At 60.6% G+C, this 23,936-nt stretch carries 25 protein-coding genes; 19 read left to right on the top strand and 6 right to left on the bottom strand.

All coding sequences use genetic code 11. The features are described 5' to 3' along the window. On the bottom strand, positions 1-2,361 hold the full coding sequence (locus CPI83_RS23320) for an arylsulfatase (protein WP_097387764.1): 2,361 nt from the start codon (positions 2,359-2,361) through the stop codon (positions 1-3). Positions 2,362-2,538: 177 nt separating this feature from the next. Between CPI83_RS23320 and CPI83_RS23325 the strand changes: the two genes are divergently transcribed. From CPI83_RS23325 to CPI83_RS23335, 3 genes are read left to right on the top strand one after another with little or no spacing between them, the layout of a single operon-like run. Further along, a complete protein-coding gene (locus CPI83_RS23325; protein ID WP_051253136.1) occupies positions 2,539-3,516 on the top strand; it encodes an HAD family hydrolase in 978 nt (325 codons plus the stop codon). Between the two features lie 12 nt (positions 3,517-3,528). After that, complete coding sequence (locus tag CPI83_RS23330) at positions 3,529-4,395, top strand: hypothetical protein (RefSeq protein WP_097387765.1); 867 nt, start codon at positions 3,529-3,531, stop codon at positions 4,393-4,395. Between the two features lie 55 nt (positions 4,396-4,450). Further along, positions 4,451-4,864: a PPOX class F420-dependent oxidoreductase gene (locus CPI83_RS23335; protein ID WP_030537614.1), complete on the top strand. Its 414-nt coding sequence runs from the start codon at positions 4,451-4,453 to the stop codon at positions 4,862-4,864. A gap of 18 nt (positions 4,865-4,882) precedes the next feature. Here the strand turns inward: CPI83_RS23335 and CPI83_RS23340 are convergent, their stop codons facing one another. Continuing rightward, complete coding sequence (locus tag CPI83_RS23340; protein ID WP_031331360.1) at positions 4,883-6,259, bottom strand: wax ester/triacylglycerol synthase family O-acyltransferase; 1,377 nt, start codon at positions 6,257-6,259, stop codon at positions 4,883-4,885. A 369-nt stretch (positions 6,260-6,628) separates the two neighbouring features. On the opposite strand from CPI83_RS23340, the gene CPI83_RS23345 reads away from it, so the two are divergent. From CPI83_RS23345 to CPI83_RS23370, 5 genes are all read left to right on the top strand, one after another. Next, positions 6,629-7,501: a hypothetical protein gene (locus CPI83_RS23345; RefSeq protein ID WP_097387766.1), complete on the top strand. Its 873-nt coding sequence runs from the start codon at positions 6,629-6,631 to the stop codon at positions 7,499-7,501. 70 nt (positions 7,502-7,571) lie between these two features. Next, complete coding sequence (locus CPI83_RS23350; protein WP_097387767.1) at positions 7,572-8,360, top strand: hypothetical protein; 789 nt, start codon at positions 7,572-7,574, stop codon at positions 8,358-8,360. 49 nt (positions 8,361-8,409) lie between these two features. Beyond that, positions 8,410-9,024, top strand: coding sequence for a hypothetical protein (locus CPI83_RS23355; RefSeq protein WP_097387768.1), 615 nt, complete (start codon positions 8,410-8,412; stop codon positions 9,022-9,024). Positions 9,025-9,670: 646 nt separating this feature from the next. After that, entirely contained in the window at positions 9,671-10,546 is an 876-nt protein-coding gene (locus CPI83_RS23365) for a haloalkane dehalogenase (protein ID WP_097387769.1), read from the top strand. Between the two features lie 168 nt (positions 10,547-10,714). Then, on the top strand, positions 10,715-11,353 hold the full coding sequence (locus CPI83_RS23370; RefSeq protein WP_019747203.1) for a PAS and ANTAR domain-containing protein: 639 nt from the start codon (positions 10,715-10,717) through the stop codon (positions 11,351-11,353). 150 nt (positions 11,354-11,503) lie between these two features. Here the strand turns inward: CPI83_RS23370 and CPI83_RS31045 are convergent, their stop codons facing one another. Further along, entirely contained in the window at positions 11,504-11,650 is a 147-nt protein-coding gene (locus tag CPI83_RS31045; RefSeq protein WP_019747202.1) for a hypothetical protein, read from the bottom strand. A 185-nt stretch (positions 11,651-11,835) separates the two neighbouring features. On the opposite strand from CPI83_RS31045, the gene CPI83_RS23375 reads away from it, so the two are divergent. From CPI83_RS23375 to CPI83_RS23390, 4 genes are read left to right on the top strand one after another with little or no spacing between them, the layout of a single operon-like run. Further along, the gene (locus CPI83_RS23375) at positions 11,836-13,023 is read left to right on the top strand and encodes an alcohol dehydrogenase catalytic domain-containing protein (RefSeq protein WP_097387770.1); all 1,188 of its coding nucleotides are present in this window, start codon (positions 11,836-11,838) and stop codon (positions 13,021-13,023) included. 50 nt (positions 13,024-13,073) lie between these two features. Further along, entirely contained in the window at positions 13,074-13,601 is a 528-nt protein-coding gene (locus tag CPI83_RS23380) for an SRPBCC family protein (protein ID WP_020968645.1), read from the top strand. Positions 13,602-13,652: 51 nt separating this feature from the next. Next, positions 13,653-14,228 (top strand): TetR/AcrR family transcriptional regulator, encoded by a 576-nt coding sequence (locus tag CPI83_RS23385; protein ID WP_020906470.1) that lies wholly within the window; start codon positions 13,653-13,655, stop codon positions 14,226-14,228. Positions 14,229-14,236: 8 nt separating this feature from the next. Continuing rightward, positions 14,237-15,007, top strand: a complete 771-nt coding sequence (locus CPI83_RS23390) for a glucose 1-dehydrogenase (RefSeq protein WP_097387771.1) — start codon at positions 14,237-14,239, stop codon at positions 15,005-15,007. Positions 15,008-15,051: 44 nt separating this feature from the next. On the opposite strand, the gene CPI83_RS23395 is transcribed toward CPI83_RS23390, so the two are convergent. Further along, positions 15,052-15,537, bottom strand: coding sequence for an RNA polymerase subunit sigma (locus tag CPI83_RS23395; protein ID WP_021343112.1), 486 nt, complete (start codon positions 15,535-15,537; stop codon positions 15,052-15,054). A gap of 49 nt (positions 15,538-15,586) precedes the next feature. Next, complete coding sequence (locus CPI83_RS23400) at positions 15,587-15,925, bottom strand: hypothetical protein (protein ID WP_021333190.1); 339 nt, start codon at positions 15,923-15,925, stop codon at positions 15,587-15,589. A gap of 285 nt (positions 15,926-16,210) precedes the next feature. Here CPI83_RS23400 and CPI83_RS23405 point away from each other — a divergent pair, with 285 nt between their 5' ends. The 4 genes from CPI83_RS23405 (at position 16,211) to CPI83_RS23415 (ending at position 21,020) form a co-directional block, all read left to right on the top strand. Next, a complete protein-coding gene (locus CPI83_RS23405; RefSeq protein ID WP_198586314.1) occupies positions 16,211-17,098 on the top strand; it encodes an SAM-dependent methyltransferase in 888 nt (295 codons plus the stop codon). A 184-nt stretch (positions 17,099-17,282) separates the two neighbouring features. Next, positions 17,283-18,689, top strand: a complete 1,407-nt coding sequence (locus CPI83_RS23410; protein WP_069147091.1) for a serine hydrolase — start codon at positions 17,283-17,285, stop codon at positions 18,687-18,689. A gap of 257 nt (positions 18,690-18,946) precedes the next feature. Continuing rightward, a complete protein-coding gene (locus tag CPI83_RS30760) occupies positions 18,947-19,333 on the top strand; it encodes a hypothetical protein (RefSeq protein WP_139148492.1) in 387 nt (128 codons plus the stop codon). A 517-nt stretch (positions 19,334-19,850) separates the two neighbouring features. After that, complete coding sequence (locus CPI83_RS23415) at positions 19,851-21,020, top strand: glutamate--cysteine ligase (protein WP_097387773.1); 1,170 nt, start codon at positions 19,851-19,853, stop codon at positions 21,018-21,020. Here the strand turns inward: CPI83_RS23415 and CPI83_RS31050 are convergent. Continuing rightward, complete coding sequence (locus CPI83_RS31050) at positions 21,014-21,169, bottom strand: DUF6131 family protein (RefSeq protein WP_003945912.1); 156 nt, start codon at positions 21,167-21,169, stop codon at positions 21,014-21,016. The genes CPI83_RS23415 and CPI83_RS31050 overlap by 7 nt on opposite strands. A 145-nt stretch (positions 21,170-21,314) precedes the next feature. Here CPI83_RS31050 and CPI83_RS23425 point away from each other — a divergent pair, with 145 nt between their 5' ends. The 3 genes from CPI83_RS23425 (at position 21,315) to CPI83_RS23435 (ending at position 23,914) form a co-directional block, all read left to right on the top strand. Further along, positions 21,315-21,518, top strand: a complete 204-nt coding sequence (locus CPI83_RS23425) for a hypothetical protein (RefSeq protein WP_003945456.1) — start codon at positions 21,315-21,317, stop codon at positions 21,516-21,518. A gap of 77 nt (positions 21,519-21,595) precedes the next feature. Further along, positions 21,596-22,678: a M48 family metallopeptidase gene (locus tag CPI83_RS23430; RefSeq protein WP_019747189.1), complete on the top strand. Its 1,083-nt coding sequence runs from the start codon at positions 21,596-21,598 to the stop codon at positions 22,676-22,678. 201 nt (positions 22,679-22,879) lie between these two features. Then, positions 22,880-23,914: a hypothetical protein gene (locus CPI83_RS23435; protein WP_097387774.1), complete on the top strand. Its 1,035-nt coding sequence runs from the start codon at positions 22,880-22,882 to the stop codon at positions 23,912-23,914. The last annotated feature ends 22 nt before the right edge of the window (positions 23,915-23,936 follow it).

Genomic DNA, 23,936 nt, shown 5'->3' on the forward strand with positions numbered 1-23,936 from the left:
TCATTCACGCGAGAGCATCGCCACTGCTTCGCGTTCGAGGTCGACGTACGGTTCCCCACTGACGTCGATCGCCACCCGGCTGAGCGTTCCACCGGTAAACGCCCATGGTGAGGTACCCGGGTAGTCGTCGGTCACAGGCTCCCCGCTGTCACGGCCTGCATTGAGCCCTTCGCCACCGCCGATGCTGAACTTGCCTGGCTGAGTGCGGATTCTGCCCTCACCGACTTTCCGATCGCCGTAGTAGAGGCCGAGCACCCCGTGCGCAGTGCCCGGCGGATCCTCACCTTCCTTGTCGAAAGTTGCTGCCAAGATTACATTTTCGCCGATGGGAAGGTCTTCGGTGGCATCGATCTTCTGCTGTTCACTGCCGAGGAAGTTGTACACGTAATGCAGTCGGCTGTCCTTGACGTACAGCGAGTGACCACCGAACCTGCCGCCATGCGAGAACAGCACACCGGCCGCACCCGGTTCGGCCAAGTCGACAACTGCCCCGATCGAGTATGAACGATTACGAAGGTTGACAGCGACGGCTTCCGGTACCTCGGCTCCCCCTGGACGGTAGACGTACCGGTTGCGCGGCGGAGCCAGCTGGGGGCGAGGTGTGGTGAGGAGTTCGACGCCGGACCGATCATCCAGTGGCAGAGCTTGATTGGCGCCGGCCTCGTGGAACCACAACCCCACGAGCTCGGCGAGCCTGCCGGGTTCTTCGCCGGCAAGGTTCCGGAGCTCGGCTCGGTCCACCTCCGTGTGGTAGAGCTCCCAGGTGTCTTCCGAGAAATGACCCCACCCGCTCAGAGTCGGGTGCGTGGTGACGGCCTTCCACCCGTCATGCCAAATCCCTCGTCCTCCGAGCATCGAATAGAACTGGGTGTGCTTGGCGGTGGGGATGTTGCCGGCGTCGAAGCTGTACCGCATGCTCACGCCTTGGATCGGGTGCTGGGTGTATCCCTTCACCGTGTCGGGCAAGTCGACACCGACGCAGTCGAGCAGAGTCGGGACGACGTCGATGGCATGGTGGTACTGATCTCGAATCTCGCCTCGGGCGTCGATGCCCTCCGGCCACGAGATGATGCAGGGGTCGCAGGTTCCGCCGTTGAACGAGTACCGCTTCCACATCTTGAAGGGCGTGTTGAACGCCATCGCCCACCCGTTGGGATAGTGGTTGTACGTCTCGGTGCTGCCCAACTCGTCCAGCTTTGCCAGGTTCTCGGCGAGGTCGTCGGGTACCCCGTTCGCGATTTTGTTCTCGTTGACTGATCCGTCGGGTCCGCCCTCACCGCTGGCACCGTTGTCGGAAACCACCACGATGATCGTGTTGTCCAGCTGCTCGATTTCTTCGAGGTATTCGAGCAAGCGTCCGATCTGATCGTCGCAGTGCGAGAGGAAGCCCGCGTACACCTCCGCCATCCGTGAGAACAGTCGTTGCTCGTCAGCGGAGAGGGTGTCCCAGGGGCGGGTGAAATCCAGCGGCGGGAACGGTTCGCCGTCAGGTCCGGTGCGGGTGTCAGGAGTGCCTATCGGGTTGAGTGAGGGCAGAGTCGTGTCGTTCGGGACAAGTCCCATGTCCTTCTGCCTCGCCAGAATCTCATCCCGCATGGCTTCGTACCCTGCGTCGAACCTGCCCGCGTAGCGATCGGCCCATTCGCGGGGCGCGTGATGTGGAGCGTGTGCGCACCCGGGTGCGTAGTAGAGAAATACAGGCCGGTCCGGAGCTATCGACTTCACGTCGCCGATGTATTCGAGCGCTCTGTCGGTGATGTCGACGCTGAAGTGATACCCCTCTTCAGGCGTCGACGGCTGTTCGACGGGGTGGTTGTCGTGGACGAGGTCGGGATACCACTGATTGGTCTCGGCACCGAGAAAGCCGTAGAACCGCTCGAATCCGCGACCGACCGGCCAATTCCGTTTCGTGGAAGCAAGATTCATCTCGTCTTCGGCGCAGAGGTGCCATTTGCCGACCATCGCGGTACTGAACCCCTGCTCGACCAGAACCTCGGCGAGCGTGGCACATTCGGGAGGGATGTGACCGTTCCCGCCGGGAAACCCGACCGCGCACTCACTGATGCAAGCCATTCCGTTGGTCGTGTGGTTCCGGCCGGTGAGCAGACACGATCGCGTCGGTGAGCACAGCGCTGTGGTGTGCCACTGCCCGTACCGCAATCCGTTGCCCGCGATGCGGTCGATGTTCGGCGTCTCGATCGGTCCCCCGTAGCAACCCAAGGCGCCGAATCCGACGTCGTCGAGAACGATGTAGAGAATGTTCGGCGTGCCGGCGGCAGCCTTCGGCTGCTCGTACGGGCTCCAGTCGGGAATCGAATCGCGAATATCGAGGTTGACGACGCCTTTGAATGCGTTGGCCATGACCTGGCTCCTTGTAGGTGATCTGAATGCCAGCCTCTACGGCTGCATGGTCAATCGCATACCCCGATTGTGCTCACCGAAGCGCTGTCGCCCGAAATGGGCGATGCCATCTTCGGCAGGAGGTCCGAGTATGAAAGTGCCGGGTCTGTCATCACCTCACTGGAAGCCAGGGACCACATGAGCAGTCAATTCGTTGAAGCCTCCACCTCCGATAACCCTGACCCGCTTCCGAGCTGGCAGGACGGCACGTCGAAACAAGCCATCAGGCGATTCGTCGAACGCGCGACGACTGAGGGAAGTCCGGACGAAATCGCACCGGAAGACCGGATCGCAGTCTTCGACAACGACGGAACCCTGTGGTGTGAGAAGCCGATGCCGATCCAACTCGACTTCATCTTGCGCCGCCTCGTCGAGATGACCAACCAGGATCCGACTCTTCGCAACCGTCAACCGTGGCAGGCGGCCTTCGAGCAGGACTACGCCTGGTTGAACGATGTGATCTCGAAGCACTATCGCGGCGACGACAGCGCACTGAAGGTGCTCGCGGCCGGTGTCCTGGCGGCATTCGCCGAAGTCACAGTCGACGAATTCGAAACCCACGCCGATACCTACCTGCGCACTGCTTCGCATCCCACTCTCGATCGCAAATATTTGCACTGCAGCTATTCGCCCATGGTGGAGTTGCTCGATTACCTTGCGGCCAAAGGCTTCTCCAACTACATAGTCTCTGGCGGCGGACGTGATTTCATGCGGCCGATCAGTCAGGAGGTCTACGGCATCCCCCGAGATCGCGTCATCGGCAGCGGCGTGGCATTGACGTGGAAGGACGACGGCCACAGCGGCACGATCCTTCGTCAGCCCCAAACCGATGTCGTCGACGACGGGCCGGCCAAGCCCGTACAGATATGGAACCGAATCGGTCGACGACCCGTCATCGCGGCCGGAAACAGCAACGGTGACCTACCTATGTTGCAGTTCGCCGAACACCCGAACATTCCGGCACTTCGTCTTCTAGTGCTCCATGACGATCCGGAACGCGAGTTCGACTACGTGGACGGAGCCGAGCACGCACTCGACGCCTCGCGCACAAACGGGTGGACAGTGGTGAGCATCAAAAACGACTGGAAGACAGTCTTCGAACCACTCGCCGAATGACAGTATGGACGTGTGACCCTCGATGATGTCGCCGACGAACTCTACGGCCTCGACCCCGGCGAGTTCGTCGAGGCGCGTACAAAGCATGTGAAGGCTGCCCGGGAGGACAACGACCGCACACTGGCCGCGGAGATCGGAAAACTTCGGAAGCCAACCACCGTGGGATGGTTGGTCAATCTCATTTCGCGCAATCTATCCGAAGATCTGGATGCACTTCTCGCGCTTGGCGAATCGCTACGCGACGCCCAACGCCATCTCTCAGGTCAGGACTTGCGACGGCTGACGACACAGAGGCAGCAGGTGGTGCGAAGTCTCGCCCACAAATCCGGTGAGATCGCGGCTTCGCGTGGAAAGAATGCCGGTGAGGATGCGTTACGTGATGTCGCGCAGACCCTCAATGCCGCCCTGTCCGACGAGGAGACTGCCGCGCAGGTCCGACTCGGACGAGTTGTGACCGCTGCCAGTTACAGCGGTTTCGGGCCGGCGGGACTTGCTGTAGTGGAGGAGGATTCCGTACACGATGCCCCTGCGATCCACACCGAAGACAACGCTCCGGCCAAATCCACTGCTCCGGATCACAAGGCCGAACAAGCCAAGGCGAAAGCAGAATTGACGGAAGCCAGGGCAGACCTCGAGAAAATCCGACGACGGGTCAAGGCCGAGACCGCCCAGTTCGAGGATGCCAGGTCAAAGCTGTCCGACCTCGACCGCCGCATCGAAGAACTCCGCGCCGATCTCGAACACGCAGAACAGGAACGACAGTTCGCCAAGAACACCGAGAAGGCTGCCGGCGTCGCGGTTCGAGAGTCCGAGGATGAGCTTCGCGAAGCCGAGCGCCGGGTCGACGAAGCAGAAGAGGGCCTTGACGAGACGGAATGAGTTGCACGTTCGGAGATCTTGACCTCTACAGCAGTTCAGGTTCTAGCGTGATTTCATGACATTCACCCGAATCGAACTCGACTACCTGGCCACACAGACTCTCGGACGCCTCGCGACGGTTCAACGGAATGGAACGCTGCAAGTCAGTCCGGTCGGATTCCACTACAACCCGGATACAGCCACGATCGACATCAGCGGTTACAACATGACGGGCAGCCGTAAGTTTCACAACGTCGCGGAGAACGGGCGGGTCGCGTTTGTCGTGGACGACATCGCATCTGTAGATCCATGGCGGGTCAGGTGCGTCGAAATCCGTGGACGGGCAGAGGCTTTGGATGTTGCGGGCGCTGGTGCGCATGGTCTCGACGCACCGATCATCCGTATCCACCCCGAACGCATCATCAGCTTCGGCCTCGACGACAAAGAACTGGACGTCCACCAGTTGGTCGTGAACGGACGTGACGTCTGAATGCCCGAATCGAATTGATCAGCCTGCGGCGGCTTCGAGTTCACTCAGTGATTCCTCGAGGTGGCCCAGGAGCCGCTGCAGGTGCGGAACATTGCGGCGGCAGCCGACGAGACCGAACTGCATGGTGTCCGCGTAGCCGATGACGGTGATGTTCATTGCCTGCCCGTCCAACGGAATCGATGCCGGATAGCAGCTCTCGAGCTTCGCGCCGTTCCAGTATCGCGTCGTCGTCGGGCCGGGGACGTTGGAAATCACCAGATTGAAGACTGGGCGCCCGGTGATCAGTCGGGATGAACCAGGGATCAGCGGCAACCCGAGGCCGGCAACATTCAATGCACTGAGCGCCGTGATCTGCAGGGGCGTCAGGCCCGACATCAGGGACTTGGCGCTACTCATCGAGTCGTGAACTCTCTGAAGTCTGGCCGCCGGATCCGCCAATTCGGTTGCCAGATCACACAACACCGCACCAACAGCATTGCCGGAAGCCTCACCCTCATCGCCTTTACGAAGTGATACCGGCACCATCGCGATCAACGGTTTGTCCGGCAACTCGTCCAGTTCGATCAGGTAACGCCGCAGCGCGCCCGCGCACATAGCCAACACCGCATCGTTGAGCGTCACGTCTGCAACGCAACAGACCTTGCGCAGGCGCTCGATCGGCCACGACTGCGCGGCGACACGCCTCGCGCCGGTGATCGGGACGTTGAAGATCGATTTCGGAGCAGCGAACGGTAACGGTGCGACGTGGTCCTTCACCGCCGAGGCAGCGGCGTTCACAATCGCTGGGCCCACCCCGACCACATCTTGCACGGTCTCGATCACGGAGCCCACCCGCCTCTGCAGGTCCAGCCCGCGACTGGCTCGAACCCGCCCCGAAGAAGGTCGCTGCGCCCACGGAGGCATCGATTCTCGATCGAGCGGGTCCGACGAGAGGCTGCGGTACCACGCCTGAACAGCAGACACACCATCCATGAGTGCATGGTGCGTCTTCATGTACACGGCAACTCGGCCGTCGGCGAGACCTTCGATCACGTACGCCTCCCACAGCGGCCGGTGCCGATCGAGCAGCGTGCCGTGGAGCATGGAGGTCAGCTCGAGCAATTCGCGGACTCGTCCCGGCTTGGGCAGCGCGAGCAACCGGACGTGATACTCGAGATCGACATCCGTGTCCTCCGTCCAACGCACCGGCGCGAAGTTCGACAAGAACTGCACCGGCTTGCGGCGGAAGAGGGGGCGAATCGAGTCGACGTCGGTGAGCGAACGGTAGAGCGACCTGGCGAATTCGCCGTCGTCTCCTTCCGGCGGAACGAAAAGCGACAGTCCACCGACGTGCATGGGATGCTCTCGTGACTCCATCAGCAGGAACATCGAGTCGAGCGGCAGCATCAGCGTCATGGCGATCCGTTCTCTCGGGCAGCTGCCCGGAGTACCGATCAGCCGCTGTTCGACAAAGTTACTCGCCCTGACTTCCCACATTGGCGACTCCGACAAAACATTGCCCCCTCGATTTCGACAGGAGTCCGATATTCCCGTCGACGAACGCCTTTTCGGGTCGTAGCACCTCACAGAGATTCGTGGGTGAATGACGAGACACAGAGCACTGCAACAAATTTCAATCCTCACAGCCACAAGTAGTAGCGAAGGCGATCGCAGTAATACTTTTGTCGGAATTGTTTCAAATTGTCTGTACATCCAAGTTACACGTGACTACCGTCACTCATCATCACAATCCCGACTGGTCGGTTGTAACCAAAGGAGAAATACATGTCCCGACGTTCGACGTCGCGTGGGCTTTTCGGCGCACTCGCCACCGCAACTGTGTTCGCCACCGTCACAGCGGTGGGAAGCTTGTCAGCAGGTATTGCAGGAGCCGCCCCGGCAGCGGAGATCCCCTTCGGCGGTTGGGATTCATGTCCGATCGACAATCCCGAGACCAGCACCTGTATGGACGTCACGGTTACCGGCGGAAACATGAAGATCGGCAAGCTTTCCGTCGGCATTCCCGCCGGGGCGATGCGCATCGCAGGCGGAGTTGCATACCGGGAGAATCCAGAGGCTGAATTCGGATTCGACCAAGTCTTCATCCCACCGAACGACAACAGTCGGGGGATCTACGCCGAACCTATCGACATCCCCGGGGGCGCACTCGGAATCGACCTACCATTCAACAATCTCTTCGGACTGAACAAGGCCTCGGCCACCGTCGAGTCGACGTCTGCACTCCCCACCGTGGATGCATTTCAGCTTGGCGTGAAGCTACCCGTCAAATTGAAGATCGCGAACCCTCTCCTCGGCGGCAAATGCTACCTGGGCTCGGACAACAACCCCGTTCAACTCAACTTGGATGTGACCGAATACGGCGTCCTCGAAGAGGTTCCAGGTTTCCCGGATACTGCCGTCGTTCGAAACACCGGGCACACCGGACAGCCCTTCGCCGTCCCGACAGCTTCCGGATGTGGCCCGTTCGGCGTTCTGAATCCAATCGTCAACTGGCGCGCCGGGCTTCCCTCGTCCACCACGTCCAACTCCCTCGCCACGACGAGTGACGTCTACAACATCGGTGCCGACAGCCTCAGGCCACAGCCGGCCGGCTCACCCGAACCCGCTGCCGTCATTGCCGAACGTAGCGCCAACTAGCAATCCAACCCACTGCCACAGAACCGTCATCGACGACAGATTGCCACCTCGAAACGGAGTTCACTTGTCCATGCGCACAATACGATTCAGAGCCGCGCTCGCCGTCGTCGCAGCGGCAGTCCTCACTCTCGGGGCGGTGTCTACCGCGACGGCGGCCCCGCTGCCCAATGCGCCGTTCGGGGGCTGGGGAAAGTGCCCGATAGCAAATCCGGAGACAAGCACCTGTGTCGACGTCGTCGTCAAAGGCGGCGAAATGAACATCAACGGGCTCAAAGTACCGATTCCTTCCGGCTCGTTGAATATCGCCGGCGGTGTCGCCTATCGCGAGAACCCCGACGCAGAATTCGGGTTCGACCAGATCTTCATTCCTCCCACTGACGGCACCAAAGGCGTCTATTCCAGCCCCATCGAGGTACCAGGAGGAATCTTCGGGCTCGGTAGACCGTTCCCCGGCGGCTTGACCACCATCAAGGCAACAGTCGAACCGGTCGCGTTGCCGACAGTCGACGCATTCCAACTCGGTGTCACACTTCCGGCAAGATTGAAGATCTCCAACCCCTTGCTGGGCGGCAACTGCTATCTGGGTTCTGCGAGCAACCCGATCATGTTCAAACTCGGAGTGTCCGAAAATGGTGTCCTGGAGGAAGTTCCAGGATTTCCGGATACCGCCGCCGTCAGAAACGTGACGCACGCCGACCAGACGTTCGCGGTACCGGGCGCATCTGGATGCGGACTGTTCGGCGCATTGAATTGGGCAGTCAATCTTCGCGCCAACGTTCCGTCTTCGAGTGGTCACAACTCGTTGACCACCACAAGCGATGTGTTCAACATCGGCGCCGACAGCCTGCGGACGCAGTAGAGCAAGCACCGGCGACTCACGAAGTATCACCGACAACAAGGAGATATCGATGTCCCATGCAGTTCGCCGCACCACCTTCGTCACAGCTGCCGCAGTAGCCGCGATCGCGGTCGCAGCCGGCACCGCTTCGGCTTCGACCGTCGTCACTCCCGCGGGACAAGCCGTGACTGCCTCGAGCAGCAATCTCAGTATCAAGACTGGCACGATCACGCTTACCTGCTCCAGCACGACGGGATCCGGAACCATCCCAGCGGCGCCGGGTAACTCCACCACCGGCACGGGCGGGATCAACGTAAACATCGGCACCCCCAGCCTGACCGGGTGCAAGGCTAACGGCCTACCCGCTGTGGTCACGACCTCCGGCTCGTGGCTATTGAACGTCTCGGCAGACACCGGATCGGTCCAGGGATCCCTGGTCATTCCTGCAGGAGGCGCAGTCGTCACGATGCCCGGATCCACGTGCACAGTCACCGTCGGGGCCAGCACTATCGGACCGCTACCATTCGATATTCCCAACCAGCGCGTCGTTGCAAGCAACACCGGCACTGTGAACTACACGCGTACCGGCACCGGGCCCGTCTGCCCCGCCGCGGCCACTGGCACGGCAACCATGTCCGGCACACTGCAGTTCGCATCGGCCACACCGATCAACGTGACACCGTGACGATCGACAGCTAGACAATAGGGCTCGTTGGGGGATCGACGCTTCCGTCGCTCCCCCAACGAACGTCCTATGGACCGAGTCAGCACACGATCACCATCGGTTGCGCCACGAAGCGGACCGGCGCATTATCCATCTCCTGCTTCGGTGGCGTCGAGTAACGCACCGAGGGCGCGGTGGAGCTCGGCCAGTTCCCGCCCACCGGTTTTCGTCAGCACTTCCGTATTCTTTGCATCCAATTGGCGGACAATGTCTTTAGCGAGTTCTATGACTCGTTTCCCCTCGTCACTGAGATCGAGGCAAACGGCTCGCGCATCGCGACTGTCTCGTTCGCTGACAACAAACCCGCTCTTCTCCAACGCTCGCACGAGCTTGGATATGTAGATTCGCTGCAACCCCGTGTGCGCGGCGAGTTCTCGCTGACTAGGCCTCTCCCCCGCACTCACCAGACCATGGAGAGACGCGAGCACCGAATACTGGGCGTGGGTCAACCCGAGGTGCGCGATCGCTCGGTCAACCCCCGCCCGCCAGCGCAAGCCAAGGTGCCACACCAGCGACCCCGTCGTCCATATTTCTCGATCTTGCATTCAAATAGAATACATGGCTACTATCTAAATTAGGGTACATGGAAACTATTTGAGGAGTCGCAATGCCCACAATTCCCGTGCTCGACTCGACTGTGGCCTACCGCTCGTGCGGAGACGGAACACCCTTCGTACTTATCCACGGGAACCCCACATCCTCCTACCTGTGGCGAAACATCCTCCCGCAGATAGGAAATCTCGGCCAAGCGCTTGCCCCTGACCTCATCGGAATGGGCGCGTCGGGCAAACCGCCAATCGACTACGGTTTTCTCGACACCGCCCGCTACCTCGACGCATGGTTCGACCAGATGGATCTCGACGACGTCGTACTCGTCGGACACGACTGGGGCGGGGCACTTGCACTGGACTGGGCTGCCCGCCATCCCGAAAGCGTTCGAGGTGTTGCCTTCTTCGAAACGATCCTGCGTCCGATGACCTGGGACGAGCACTTCCCGGGAGACGCACGAGCGCGGGTCGAGGCCCTGAGAGCTCCCGGTATCGGCGAGACCAAGGTACTCGACGAAAACTTCTTCCTCGAAATTGCGCTTCACAGAACAGTTCTCGGAGAACTGTCCGAAACCGATGCTGCAACCTATCGCGCCCCTTACCCCTCGCCGGAGAGTCGCCGGCCCCTTCTCGAGTGGCCACGGTCCTTCCCCGTCGAAGGAAGTCCCGGCGACGTGAATGCACGAGTGGCGGCGTACAGCGATTGGCTCGCAGAAAGCAGCGAGGTACCCAAACTCCTTCTCACCTTCAGCGGCCCCGCCGAACTTCTCATGATCGGACCTGACGAAGTCGCGTGGAGCCGATCGAATATCGCAAACCTCGAGGTGAAACAGTGCGGTCCCGCAGGACATCTCGCCCCGGAGGATCAGCCTGCGGCCATCGCGGCGGCGATCACCGAATGGACACAGCGGCAACACTGCTTCAGCCGCGACTGAAGTGGGACCGTCGCCACGTACTCTGAGCGCCGGTTTCCCCGACCCATGCGGTAGCGATCCAGACGGTGCTCCGAAATATGGGACCGACACCACCTCCGCCGGATTTGTCCGATATAACTAACTGGCGAGTACGCCGGTTGGGACGAGGTCGAGAACGAGGGGGCGTGTGTGGTGAACGAGGACGGGTTGGGGCGAACGTCGGGATCGGGGGCTCCACACCGGGTGGGCGGCTTTCTTTATCACCGCAACGGCGACCGGTGGGAGTGGTCGGACGAAGTCGCACGGATTCACGGATACGAACCCGACCAAGTGGCTCCGACGACGGAATTGATGCTCGCGCACAAGCATCCCGACGACCGAAGACACGTTGCCCAAACACTGCACGCCATCCGCACTTCAGGCGGCCCGTTCAGCAGCCGCCACCGCATCATCGACACCGCAGGGGACACTCACTCGGTAATCGTCGTCGGCGACAGCGTCGTGGACGAGTCGGGTGCTGTGGTCGGCAGCTCAGGCTTCTACATCGACGTCACCGAAACCCTGGACAGCACGGTGAAAGCATCTGTCGACGTGCTGGTCAACGAAATCACTGCTTCTCGCGGGGTGATCGAGCAAGCCAAAGGCATGCTCATGGTGATCTACGGAATCTCTGCCGATCGAGCTTTCGACATCCTCGTGTGGCGTTCGCAGGAGACCAACGTGAAACTCAGGGATGTTGCCGAGCAGTTGATAGTTCGCACGCTGGACGATTTCCGGGTCCCGACACTTCTGCGGACCCGGTTCGATCACTTGCTGTTACAGGGTTGAACTTCTAACCCGGCTGAACCACGAACTGGGAGATGCTTAAGGCGGTTCCCGTGGCTGGCTGCTCAACCTCGAGGAACCTCGCCCGCATTGATTCCGGGACGGTCCGATGCGGCCTATCCCCGTTGTTACCCAACGCGGAGTAAAAGGAAACTACTTGTCGTCAGACTTCTTCTCGGAGGTCTCCTCGACCAGTTCAGGCGCCTGTTCTCGAGTTGCCATTCCGCCGTCGCCGCCCTTGTCCACGGGCCCTGGGTGCCCACCCTTGGGCGACTGGTCGTTGTTGTCTTTCTCGGTCATGCGGTCATCCCCGTCATTCGGTCCTGTCAGTCATACGGCGTGCGGCCTTTCAGGAGCCTCGGCCCGCCTCCCTCTCAATCTAACGCTCTCAGCACTTCCCGCAACCCTCACCGGTTTTGTTTGCATTTCAGCGCTTTCGGGCAGGTGACTGCGAACAGCATTTCCGCGATGAGAGGTCGATCCCAGTGCGCGCAGTGACTTGGCAAGGCAAACGAAAAGTAAGCGTCGATACGGTTCCGGACCCGAAGATCGTCGAACCCAGTGACGCGATCATCAAGGTCACCACGACGAATATCTGCGGATCCGATCTGCACCTGTACGAGACTCTGGGTGCGTTCATGAATGCCGGCGACATTCTCGGTCATGAACCGATGGGCATCGTCGAAGAAGTCGGCTCGGAAGTCACGAATCTCGAGATAGGCGACCGCGTCGTGATCCCGTTCCAGATCTCGTGTGGCAACTGTTTCATGTGTGATTCGAGCCTCTACACACAGTGCGAGACGACTCAGGTCCGCGATCAGGGAACGGGCGCAGCGTTGTTCGGCTTCTCCGAGCTGTACGGCTCGGTGCCAGGCGGGCAGGCCGAGTACCTTCGAGTACCGCAAGCACATTTCACACACATCAAAGTTCCCGAAGGTCCCGCAGATTCGCGATTCGTCTACCTCTCCGACGTGCTTCCCACAGCCGGGCAGTCGGTTGAATACGCCGACATCCCGCCGGGTGGGTCCGTGACCATCCTCGGTCTCGGACCGATCGGTGACATGGCGGCCCGCATCGCTCACCACAAGGGATTTCGAGTAATCGGCGTGGACCGTGTACCCGAACGCCTTGCACGCCTTGCCGAACGCGGGATCGAAACCCTCAATCTCGACGACTACGGCAGCAAGATCGGTGACGCAGTCAGAGATGCGACGAACGGCCGTGGAACCGATTCGGTGATCGATGCTGTCGGAATGGAAGCTCACGGGTCTCCGATCGGAAAGCTCGCGCAGCAGTTCGTCGGACTCCTTCCCGATGCTCTTGCCGCGCCTGCGATGCGTAACGCAGGAATCGATCGACTCGGTGCGGTCTATTCGGCCATCGACATCGTTCGGCGCGGGGGGACGATTTCTCTGATCGGTGTATACGGCGGCATGGTTGATCCACTGCCGCTGATGACTATGTTCGACAAGCAGATTCAGCTCAGGATGGGTCAGGCGAACGTCAAGAAGTGGGTAGACGACATCATGCCTTTGCTCACTGATGACGACCCACTCGGCGTCGACACCTTTTCCACTCATCAGCTGCCGCTCGATCAGGCGCCACACGCCTACGAGATCTTTCAGAAAAAGCAGGAAGGCGCGGTCAAGATCCAACTGAAACCGCACGGGTAATAATCAGCACCGATTCCATCCACGTTCGACAGAAAGAAACTGAAACCGAAATGGCTCGCGAACTCACCGTCTCCGACAGCGTCGTCGTCAATGTCGACGCGCTTTCTCTCTACGAGCTCATCAGCGATCCCACTCGCATGGGCGACTGGAGTCCCGAAAACCTGGGAGCTACCTTGCGGGGAGACCGCGAAAGCGCTTTCCTGGGTATGGAGTTCGACGGGCACAACAAACGTGGGCGCGCGCAGTGGACCACAAGATGCACCGTCACCGCTGCCGACACCGGGAAACTGTTCGAATTCCGTGTTCACAAGATCGGCCTTGCCACGCCACGGATCTCTGCCGCTATTGCAACCTGGCGGTACCGATTTCAGCCCGTCCCCGGTGGAACCCGAGTTACCGAAACGTGGATCGACGACAGACGGGGCTGGCCGGATTTTGCGGCCGACATATTCGACAAGGTTGCCACCGGCGGAATGACGTTCGCCGACTTTCAGCGCGGCAACATCCGCAAGACGCTGCTGAACATCAAGAGCGCCGTTGAGCAGGAGGTATCCGGCATCGAAGGCAGCACCGGCTGACCGACCGGCACAGCTTGTGGCAGTTTCTGCCACTTTTGGTACAGTGCGGATATGGCAACAGCCCGCCGCACTGCACTACTTCTCCGCGTCTCGCAGAGTTGCGCTGCCGCTTTCGTCGAACGCGGCGACACTTCGACGACCATCGCGGAGCTCGCCGAACGGGCAGAAATCTCCGAGCGCACCTTCTATCGCTGCTTTGCCACCAAGGAAGAGAGCATCTGGCCGATGCTCGACGAGGGAAACCGCAGTCTTGCCACCGCCCTCAGCGCGCAATCCCGCGAATTCGGACTCTCAGCGGCAGTGAAGACGGCCTTTATCGCATCGGTCGGCGAGTCCTTCGAGCCGATGACTCGGTCACTGATGCCCATCATCTTCGGCGACGCGGCGCTCCGGAGAGTTTGGGAATCAGCAACTTTCGAGACGATGGAACTGATCCGCCCAGAAGTTGCACGTCTGATCGATCGGCCAGAAGGCTCGCTCGACACGACAGCGGCTTCGGGCCAGGCAACACTGGCGGTAGTGGCCGCACTGCGCGAGATGGCAGACCTCCGGACCCCCGCACCCAAGGCCATCACCCGCGCGCTCGGCGCGTTCTCGAAGCCATATCTCGCAACACCAACAGGTTAGGAACAATCATGACTCAGGATCTCTCCGGAAAAATCGTTCTCGTCACTGGCGGCGCACGCGGCCTGGGCGAAGCGTTTGCGCGCGGCATCGTCGCGGGTAACGGCCGCGTCGTCATCGGCGACCTACTCGACGACGACGGCCGAGCAGTGGCCGAATCTCTCGGCGACGCAGCACGTTACGTTCACCTCGACGTCACCGATCCGACGTCTTGGAAGTCCGCCGCCGAGTACGCGGTATCCGAATTCGGCGCGATCAACGGTTTGGTCAACAATGCCGGAATCTCGGCTTCCGGCCAGACGGTCGCCGAAGAACCGCTCGAGACGTTCCAACGCATCATCCAGATCAACCTGGTGTCCGTACACACCGGTATCCACACGGTGGTGCCGTTCATGAAGGCAGCAGGCGGCGGATCCATCGTGAACATCTCCTCGGCCGCCGGCCTGATGGGCATGGCCCTGACCAGCGGTTACGGCGCAGCCAAGTGGGGCGTGCGTGGGCTGAGCAAGATCGCCGCCGTCGAACTCGGTCGCGACAAGATTCGGGTCAACTCCGTACACCCCGGCATGGTCCTCACCCCCATGACTGCGCCGACGGGCATCAGCCTCGAAGAGGGCGCATTCCCCAACAATCCGTATCGCCGTGTCGGTCGCCCGGAGGAGTTGGTCGGTGCGGTCACCTACCTACTTTCCGACGATGCCTCGTACACAACAGGTTCCGAGATCGCCGTCGACGGTGGTTGGACCGCCGGACCGTCGATCGAATACATCGCCGGCCGGTAAGGCAGGGATCCGTTCCCGCCTGAACCTGCGCATTCCGAACGTCCTCAGGTAGATACCAACGTCTCCCTGATTGCATTCGGAGAACTCAACTTTCGCAGGCGCTGCAGCGCACGATGCAGGTCGAGTGACACCTGGCCGGTCGTACGGGCGAGCGATGTTGCCGTCGCCTCACTGTCGAGGCCGACGATCAACCGCAACACCAGGACATCGCGTTCGACAACCGGGAGCGCTGTTGAAGGCGGGAGCGGCCCACTGCTGAACCGGTCGGATGCCGCCCGAGCAATCGCGACGCTTGTACTCACGTACAGCAGGCGCAGGAAAGGCTGATTCGCCGCCGATCCGTCACGAACTGCCGTGAGAACAGAGATGCATGCAGCATCCGCGGCGGAGTCGGAGACGGCCCGATCAAGCTCGGCGCGGCACCGCAGCACAACCATCGGGCGAAACACTGCGTACAAATCGGTCAAGGCTTCATGGCTACCGCTCCGTGCCGCGGCGGCCAACATCTCGAGCGAGCCTTCCTGCAACATGGGCTTACAATCTCTCTCTCGACCCGAAATTCGTCGTGTAGCCGGGGGATCAGCTGGATCCGAACAGTCCGGCGAAGGGGTTCACTGTCGGCGCGGGTGCCTGATCTTGCCCGCCTTGCCATTGGTTCTGATTGCCCCAGTCGTTGCCCTGATTCCAGTTACCACCCTGGTTCCAGCCGCCGTTTCCACCACGGTCCCAATCGTGCGAGTGATCGCCCCCCTGATCTCCGTACCAACTGTTATCGGCCTGTGTTACATCATGATTCACAGTATCTGCCGAGGCCGGTGCGGCGAGCACGGCAATGGGTACGGTCAATACCGCACCCGTCACCGCGAGCTTGGTCCAGAAGTACTTCCTACGTTGTTCCGGTGCGGATAGTCGTGTCATGATCGATCCCTTCTCCGAAGATTTCTCCAGACGCTCTCTGGCTGTCCCGAACGGGGCACACACCAGTGAAGTCCTGCATCCTGGCCGTCCACTGGCACAACCCTGGCAGATTCCTGGCAGGGCTGACTTCAAACCGAACGCCTTGCACTACAAAATGTTCCGATGCCGGCTCGTTGTTGTTCGCGCCCCAGTTCCGACCGTTCCGTTCCAGGCGGCAAGGGGTCGCTCGGGCGTAAAGTCGAGAGGGTTCGGCTCAGTCGTCCAGAGCGGAAGGACACCCAGAAAATGCGGAGCGATGGAGATACGTGGGACATCGTCAGTAGCGTCGGACTCACCGCGCTTGCAGTGGCGACCTTCCGCGCATTGGAAAGCGCCCGCTCGGACGCGATCATCGAAGACAAGTTCGCATCGTGGTTCGTAGAAGCTGCAGCGGAGCCGCATTTCACAGCTCTTCTGAAAGATCCGGCACTCCTCGACGACACACCCTTCGGCGGTTTCATGGGATTGCGAACCAGGTTCTTCGACGAATTCTTCTTGTCGTCAACCGAATCCGGAGTAAAGCAGGCGGTAATCGTTGCGGCGGGGTTGGATTCGCGTGCGTACCGGCTGGATTGGAACTCAGAATCCACAGTGTTCGAAGTAGATCAACCAAAGGTACTGGAGTTCAAAGCCGAAGTGCTCGCGGCGCGCGACGCCCAGCCGAAAACTGATCGACGCACTGTGCCTACGGATCTGCGCAACGACTGGCCGGCTGCGCTCGCGGAGGCGGGTTTCGATCCGAAGGAACCTACTGCATGGTCCGCAGAAGGCCTGCTCGCTTATCTCCCCGGCCCGGCCCACGACGCCCTGTTCGAGCGGATCGACGAACTCTCGGCCACTGGTAGTCGGTTGGCAGTGAACGACTTTCCGGCCGGCACGGACCCGAAGAAGCTGGCGACCATCAGATCCAAGTACTTTGCCGAGAACCCGTTCGGAGACCTGGACATTTCGCAACTGTTCTACAGCGACAAACGATCCGATCCAGGCCGGTGGCTCACTGAACACAATTGGACCGTCCGACGCTTCAGCTCGATGGAGTTGGCAGATCTGTACGATCGCCGGATTCCTGATCTCCCCGAAGAGATCGCCGCACTGTCGACGCAGCCTTCTTTCCTGGCCGCGACCAAGAACTAACTCGGGCAGTCCTCACGAAAGTTACTCGGGTGCAGTATTTCTCCGTTTTGTCCAGCTTCACTATGCGTGTCACCACGACAAGTAGTTGACGGTACTCGAGGATGAACCGATTCAGTACTTCAGGCTGAGTACGTCTACACCTCAGACGGACGCGCGCCGAAGAGAACGCTGATGAAATGAGTCCATGAAACTCGAACACACACGCAGGAAGAGTCGCCCGCTCACGCTGGTGGCACTTGCCTCCGCAGCGGTATTCGCCCTCGCCGCATGTACTTCCGGGCCGGATTCTGCACAAACCTCGGACAACAGCACAAAGGTCTCCGCCACCGAGACACCCACGACAGTCACGATCCCCGACAGCCCCGTCGGCAAGCAGATCAGCTGGCTTCTCAGTGCGTTCAACACGAGCGCGCCATTGCCCCAGGAAGAAATCGCCGAGCACTTCGGACCCACCGCACCAGTTGTCCTGACGCCTCCGGACTTCGACTCCATCCGAGCCGGACAGCCCTGGACAACAGTGAATTACAAGGGAGGCGATACCGACGGCACCGTTTCCATCACCAGTACCACCGGCGGCGCGTTCGACATAAACGTCGTCGTCGACGGCAACGGGTTGGTCCTTGGAATGGCGATAACACCGACCAAAGACGACCATGTGCCTGCCGCATCGTGGCAAGAGCTCGAGGCAGCTGTCAAAGCACTTCCCGCGCCGACGAACTTGACCGTCACCGAGGTCACCGGCGGAAAGAACGCCGAAGTCTTCGGCGTCGGCGACACCTCACCACAGCCCACAGGGTCAACGATCAAGCTGTACGTTCTCGGCGCGGTCGCGACGGCTGTCCAGAACGGGACACTCTCGTGGGATCAGAAGCTCACCATCACCGACGACCTCAAGTCGATGCCCGGCGGGACAATGCAGGACCTGCCGTCGGGAACCGAAGTCACGGTCCGGGAGACCGCCGGCAAGATGATCTCGATCAGCGACAACACCGCCACCGACATGCTGATCGCTGCTGTCGGGCGCGAGCAGGTCGAGGCCGAGTTCGCCCCGATGGGCATGGCGGATCCTTCGCTCAACATTCCACTGAAGCCGACCCGCGCACTGTTCCAACTCGGCTGGGGCAACGATGGCGCACAACGTATCGCCTGGCGCGACGGAACCCCAGACGAGCGTCGAGCAATACTGGCGGCACTACCTGGCGGCCTGGTGGACATCCCGGCGTCAGCATTCACCACCCCCGCATGGCCTTTCGACATCGACTGGTTCGCCTCGCCCGCCGACCTGCGTGCCGCGTTGGTCTCGTTGCAAGAGATGGCGAAGACCGAGAGCGGTGCACCGGTTCGAGACATACTGGCCGAAGATCCGGCGCTCGGTGACGAGTCCGCGAAATGGTTCACCTACGGCGGATTCAAGGGCGGCAGCTCCATCGGGGTCCTTGCGGGTGCCTACTACGTGGAACACGACGATCGCGCCTGGGTCGTCACCATGCAAACTCATGGTGACGACGCTGCCCTGGTTGCCGATCCGGCTCTGTACTTCGATCCGGTCGACGACGCGATGCTCCTGATCCAGAAGGATGCGACCAGCTAGAACGATAGAAGGTTGAGATTTCGCGACAGTCTCCGACTGGGTTGACAGATGAGGTCCGGATACAGAGAAGCCGCTGTGCTTCCAGTGTCATCCGGATGCACAGCGGCTTCGCCAAGTCTTAGCCCGTGGGGGGCTCGGTCTCGTCCGACGAGAATCCGTCGAAGAATGCGATGACCTTCTGAAGAAGTGCCGCGATGTCGAAATCTTCCAAGCTACCCATTGCGTTCGTCCTTTCGTTTAACACTGGAGGATGAAACGTGCATCTTGCAATTTCCAATGTAAAGCATGAAAAGCATTATTTCTCGACCACGTGGCACCTCGGTTGCAAATATCTCACTCAGCAAGATATGAGCAAATCACCGCAAATAACAGCTCCCACCCGCAATATTTCCACTTTCCACAACCCATTAAATTCCCTAATTCGCAAGTGGGTAAATCTTGAGAAAAATTTCCGGACGCGTCGATTACGAAAGATCCTCCTGGTGAAACTCTCAATCCAAGACCACAAGGCAGAGGAAGTTGCGACACGGATGACACGCAGTTTTCCCGCTTCCAAGAGGCGCCATCCACATACATGGTGGGCATTCGGCGACGATAACGAACCGTTAGCAACACAAACCCAGGCACTTTCTCCCACCTTCTGACTTTCACCCATGACCACTGGATATTCTCGCAGATGAAGCGCAATACCAGTTCGAAAATTACATATCTTCAGTGGATACTGTGCACGCGATTAACTGATCAAATGTCTGTTGACTCACCGAGTCCCCACACTTCGCCAGAACTTCACATCCGAATGCTGGACGTTAGTTTAGATGGGTTCGTATTTCTCGAAATCTGCCCGATAAAGGCGGCCCCACGGATAAACCGCGACTGGACCGCCGCAGGCCACCAGGTCACGATCCGCGCCTCGACGAAGGGCGTGCAGGCACCCTCGCATGAGGGTGAAATCGGGGGTGAGACATGCCTTGGGGTCTCGTTTTACCGAGTCCGACACAGTACGTTTTCCCAGGCACGCCAGTCCCCAGATTCATACGGTGTGCAAGGGCTCGTTGACGCTTCCGAGATGTTGGCAAGACCGACCACAGGCCCCGTTCTCCCGACGAGAACGGGGCTTCCTCGGGTCGGTTTCCGCCTTCGACCGACCGGGTAGACGCGAGCATGGGCGCCACCTGCTCGACCGGATCCACCGCTGGCCGCTACGAATCGACGACCCCGACCGTCGGCGTCGAAGAAGAATTCATCCTCGTCGACCCGACATCCTGGCTGCCGTCCACCGACAATGCCGCGGTTGCGGAAACCGCGTCGACACTCGGTTTGGATCTTCAGCTCGAGTTGTCCTGCTGCCAAGTCGAGACCAACTCTCCCGTGTGCCAGAGCATCGACGAACTCCGAACCCACTTGATCGACATGCGTCGGCTCGCGGCGAAAGCGGCAGAGTTGAACGGCTGCAGGCTGTTGGCCGTCGGCGCACCGCTTTCGGGGCCTTCGCGTTTCGAGATCAGCGACTCCCCTCGCTACCGCCAGATGGGCGAACACTTCGGCGCCCTCGCCGCCGAACAAAGTATCTGCGGTTGCCACATCCATGTGGGCGTCGCTGATCAAGTAGAGGCCGTGCAGGTCTGCAATCACGTGCGCATCTGGTTGCCTGCCCTGCTGGCACTGAGCGCCAACTCCCGTATCCACCAAGGAGTCGACACCGACTTCGCGAGTTGGCGGGCGATCCAATGGTCCCGGTGGCCCGTCGCCGGGCCGCCGCCGTACTTCGAGACCGCCGGGGACTTCGACACCGCGGTCGCGAAGATGGTGGATTGCGGCGTGATGCTCGACAAGCGGATGGCCTACTGGGATATCCGGCCTTCCTGCCACCTACCGACCGTCGAGATCCGGGTCTGCGACGTTCAGCCGACGGTCGACGACACCGTATTGCTTGCAGCACTTGTGCGCGCGCTGGTCGCCACTGCACTGCGCGCCGTCGAACGAGGAGTCGTCGCTCCGCGCACTTCCCTCGAGAACCTCCGCCTCGCAACCTGGGTGTCCGCGAAGGAAGGCGTCCTGGGAGCGTCGATCGATCCGGTTACCACACAAAGAATCTCGGCCACGGAACAGTTGCACCGACTCCTGATCCATGTCCGTGACTCCCTCGACGAGACAGGCGAGTACACGAGCGTGGAATCAGCACTGCGCGACAAATGCGTGACCGGCGGCGGCAGCGACTGGCAACAGCGAACGCTTCGCCAGGTCTGCCTGCGGAAACTGATCGCACGTGCGGTTGAGCGCACCGTCCCGACGGGCACGGATACGCATGACGGGTCGACCCCTGATCAGTAGTAATGCCTCCGACCACCGATAGCGTGCCCGGCCGCGCCCAGCGCGTACAGGATGATTCCGATCACCAACAAGACGACACCGATCGTCCAGAGGATCGGAATGTTCACCACGAAACCGATAATCAGCAGGATTACGCCGAGGATGATCATCACAAGCTCCTTCAGTGCGTTCACTCGGGCGGATACGCCCGCCTCGAGCCGCATACATCAGGGATACCCGTCGGCTGAGCGTTTCATACCCACTCTGACCGGGTATTTCGCTGGGCACCATAATATTTGAAGAATCGAGCCCGCCATGATGAGAATTGTGACTCTGATCGTTCTGATCTGGCTGATAGTCGGGGCCGTCGCGGCCGGCCAACGCGGCTACTACAGCAGTTCGCCGACCAACTGCGCCGGCGTCGGGACCATCGCGCTCACGGTCATCGCCGGCCCGCTGAACTACTTCGGCGTCAACCCCAAAGTCACGGATTGCACGCTCCCCCAGCCCACCGAGTGAGCTGCCGGAAATCCGCGCTAAACCGACTAGTCGTTACCCTGGAGGTGAGTCGACACACATCGAAGTGAGGGGCCACCATGACCACTGCACCAGATCGCACCCGAATCGAGTTCCCGGACATCAGCTCGCGTGCGTGGGAACACCCAGCCGATCGGGCCGCATTGGTGACGCTCCGGACGCTTCGGGGGTTCGACACTGTTCTGCGGACGCTGTCCGGACTGCTCCAAGAACGTCAGCACCGCCTCATGTACCTCGCCACGTCAGTGCGAGTCGACGAACGCCAGTTCAGTGACCTGAACGATCTGCGCCGTGACTGCGTCGAGATCCTGCAGGCCGACGAGACACCAGAGCTGTTCGTACTCCAGACCCCGATGGTCAACGCCTTCACCATCGGCATGGACAAGCCGTTCATGGTGGTCACTACTGGTCTGCTGGACGTGATGAACTACGAGGAGCAACGGTTCATCATCGGCCACGAACTAGGCCACGCACTGTCCGGCCATGCCGTGTATCGCACTATCTTGATGCATTTGATGCGACTGGCCGGAACCATCGGATGGCTGCCGGTCGGCGGATGGGCACTGCGCGCGATCATCGCCGCCCTGATGGAATGGCAACGCAAGTCCGAACTGTCCGGCGATCGTGCAGGACTACTGTGCGGCCAGGACGTACACACAGCGATTCGCGTGCAGATGAAATTGGCCGGCGGATCCCGAGTCAGTGAAATCGACATCGACGCGTTTCTTGCCCAGGCCGCCGAGTACGACGCCAGCGGCGACCTCCGCGACGGTGTACTCAAGCTCCTCAACATCGAACTGCTCTCTCACCCGTTCTCGGTGCTTCGCGCCGCCGAACTCAAGAAGTGGGTGGACAGCGGAGACTACGCCGCGATTCTGCGCGGAAACTACCCCCGCCGCGGCGATGACGACGGAGCGAAGATCAGCGACGAGTTCAAGAATGCAGCCAAGACGTACAAGCAGAACTTCGACGAGTCGGAAGACCCCTTGGTCCGGATGGTGCGCGACATCGGTAGCGGATTGGGCGGTGCCGTGGGCGCCGTCGGGAACGGCGTCGGCGACGTAGCGACGGACATCAAGGAACGATTCACTCACTGGCGCAAGAGTTCCGACAGGTCGAAGGGCACTGACGACGCCGATTAAGCAGAATCGGGACCTGCCACCGAAGGCAGTCGGCGGCAGGTCCCGGGTTCTTGGCGTGAAGGTGATGCAGGCTTCCCTCTGCACCACCCTCACGTTCACAGACAGTACCAGCAGTCGAACAAACGTGCGAACTGAAAGCGGTCGTGTCGAATCACCAGTTGTCGGGTACGCGGCATAGGACCACTACAGAAGGGAGCCGACATGCATGCTGGGCGGCTGAAGAAGGTCGGTTCGAGTGACGGCCCGTTTGCCTCCGTGTACTTCGAAGACGTCCGCAACCGGGAAGATGCACGCGAGCGCTTCGAACTCGAATGGCGCTCGATGCGCAATCAACTGACGAAACAGGGAGCATCGGAATCGCTGATCGCGCGACTGGACGAGGTGAAGGACAACCATCACGGCATCTCAGGTCGCGCCGGACGCGCGATCGTCGCCACATCCGAGGCAGTGCTGATCGACGATATTCTGCTCGAACCTGCCGGCTCCACCATCGCGACCTTGGGCGAACTGCCCTACTTGATTCCACTGATCGCACACGGATACGACACCGAACCGTTCCTCATCGCAAAGGTCGACCACACCGGCGCGGACCTGTGCGTGCGCGATGCTCGCGGGCGTGACGTGTACGGCGAAACGGTAGACGGCGACGGCTTCCCGGTCCACAAGGCACACGTGGGCGGCCAGGAGCGGTACACCGACAGCCAAAGCCTCGTGGAGGAGAACATCCGAAAGAACCTGACACAGGCCGTGGAGCGCGCGGCGGCGCTCGCCCGCGAACACAAGGTCGCACTGGTGGTCGTGATCGGAGAAGTACAGTCCCGCAAAGCTTTTGCACAGCTCCTACCGTCGACGCTACGGGTGGTGGACGTCGAAAAAGGTTCGCGTTCAGTCGGTTCGACACCCGCCGAGGTGTCGAAGTCGATTCGTGAACTGATCGACACGCAGCGACTGCGCAGAATGGATGGGGAAACCGAACGCTACGTCGCAGAGCAGGGCCGGGACTCCGGCCTCTCCATCGACGGGACCGCACGCGTCCTCGACGCCCTCGAACAGGGCAAGGTCGAGACACTGCTGCTCACCGATCCCGACGACAAGGAAGTCACCAGTGGAAAGCTGATCGGGCCCGCCGATCGCGTACTCCCCTACATCGCAATCGGGACCGGCACCGAGCTGGTACAGATCGACGAACGCCTCGTTCTCGCCGACGGATACGGCGCGATACTTCGGCACCCCTGAACACCGGCCTGATGATCAGATT

This window comes from Rhodococcus sp. H-CA8f (assembly GCF_002501585.1).
Classification (GTDB): Bacteria; Actinomycetota; Actinomycetes; order Mycobacteriales; family Mycobacteriaceae; genus Rhodococcus_F; species Rhodococcus_F erythropolis.